This window comes from Pseudoalteromonas sp. S558 (assembly GCF_005886635.1).
Classification (GTDB): Bacteria; Pseudomonadota; Gammaproteobacteria; order Enterobacterales; family Alteromonadaceae; genus Pseudoalteromonas; species Pseudoalteromonas aliena.
Genome location: NZ_PNDU01000686.1, coordinates 1 through 340 on the forward strand (window position 1 = coordinate 1; position 340 = coordinate 340).

Genomic DNA, 340 nt, shown 5'->3' on the forward strand with positions numbered 1-340 from the left:
TCTTACAAATTCTTCAAACAAAGGTGTTAAGGCACAGTTTGAAAGTGCTGGTTTAATGTCGTACTTTGACGCACGTTACAGGATTGAAGATATTAAAATTTATAAACCAGACTTACGTGCTTATCAGTGGGTACTTAAAAAGCTAAATGTACCACCCATTGAAGCAATGATGATAGCAGCGCACGGCTGTGATGTTGCTGGTGCATAAGAAGCTGGCTTAAAAACCACGTTAATAGAACGCCCTGGCAAAGCCCTTTATCTATTAGCTAAAAAACCTGACCACGTTGTGAAAGATTTACATGAATATGACGCTCTACTTAAATAAGTAAGCGCTAATAAA

At 37.9% G+C, this 340-nt stretch carries 1 pseudogene; it reads left to right on the forward strand.

The window, feature by feature from the left end:
- A pseudogene (locus CWB66_RS21935) lies at positions 1-325 on the forward strand (HAD hydrolase-like protein); the annotation flags it as partial.
- Positions 326-340: the final 15 nt, after the last annotated feature.